Annotated in this window: 1 protein-coding gene; it reads right to left on the reverse strand. The window is 65.1% G+C overall.

What is annotated here, in order from left to right; all coding sequences use genetic code 11:
- Positions 1-175: 175 nt before the first annotated feature.
- On the reverse strand, positions 176-1,204 hold the full coding sequence (locus EV691_RS23165; RefSeq protein ID WP_131302835.1) for a glycosyltransferase family 2 protein: 1,029 nt from the start codon (positions 1,202-1,204) through the stop codon (positions 176-178).
- Positions 1,205-1,327: the final 123 nt, after the last annotated feature.

A 1,327-nucleotide genomic window follows, 5' to 3' on the forward strand; every position in this document is an offset into this window, starting at 1 on the left:
GGAAGCTGAAGCGGCGTATTATCGACAACTCGACGAGTCCGCCCTGGCGGCATGACTCACACCAAAGAGCCTCCGAGATTCCCGGGGCGGTTCAGAATGACCATTGCCAAGACCCGCGCCTTGCCTGGCGGCATTTGTCGCGGCAACGCGGCTCACGCCAAAACGTCAACAGGCCCTAGCTCGCCAGCGGACGGGGCGTACGCAGGAAGCGCAGGCACGCCGCCGGCAGGCGCCGGGCCAGCGGCGAGCGCAGCAGGCGCAGGTAGGCGCCCGGCCCAAGCTGGCGGCGGGCATGCAAGCACAGCTGTACCCAGCGCTCGGTCATGACGCGCAGGAGCGCTTCGGGCACATGGCGCTGCGTGCGCCGGTTGGCGGCATCGAGCTGGGCCAGCCATTGCTCGGTCCAGTCGAGATAGTCCCGGTTCAGACCGGTGCCGAGCTTCTGGGGACGCGACAAGGCATAGTGACGATCGAGGTCTTCCTCGCTCGGATCGATGCCGAACTCGAGCAGCGCACGTCGGCAGATCTCGCGCTTGCGTTCGCGGCCCAGGGTGTCGGTCTGCCGAGTAAAGCGGCCGTCATGCTCGCGCCCGCAGACCAGCACGTCGCCGAGATTGGCCATGCGCTGCGTCCGTGACAGACGCTGATGCAACTCGTAATCCTGGCAGCGCGGAAAGTCCTCGCTGTAGCGGTACTCGCGCAGGATGGCAGTGCGCGCCATGATCGTGCGGTTGGTCAGGGCACAGTAGAACGCCAGGCTGGCATCCACCTCATCAGGATCGAGCGGCTGGCGGCGGACCTTCCGCAGACGCCGGCCGTTGGCATCCATGAAGTCGCAGGCGCTGCCGATCTGCACCAATTCGGGATGCCGGTCGAGTACCTCGACCTGCCGGGCGAGGCGATTGGGCCAGGCCTTGTCGTCGCTGTCGAGCAGGGCGATGTATTCGCCGCGAGCCAAGTCCAGGCCTCGGTTACGGGTCGCCGGAATGCCCTGGTTGCGTGAGTTGCATTCCACGCGCAGGCGTGGGTCGCGGTAGCGCGACAGCACCTCGAGGGTGGCGTCGGTCGAGCCGTCGTCGACGACCAGCAGTTCGAAGTCCTCGAAGGTTTGCGCCAGGATGCTGTCGACGGCGCTGGCGATGTAGTGCTGGCGGTTGTGTACCGGAATGAAGACCGTGACGCGCGGTAGTGTGAGTGTGGGCATGTCGAGATTTCCCTGGCAGTTGAGCCGGCCCTAGGTTCTGTTGACGTATCAGCGTAGCCATAGCAGAGCAGCCGCAAAGGCCAGCATTCCCTTGAAATGGCTGGCCTTCTTCTCATAACGTGT

It is taken from the genome of Azotobacter chroococcum, assembly GCF_004339665.1.
Lineage (GTDB): Bacteria > Pseudomonadota > Gammaproteobacteria > Pseudomonadales > Pseudomonadaceae > Azotobacter > Azotobacter chroococcum.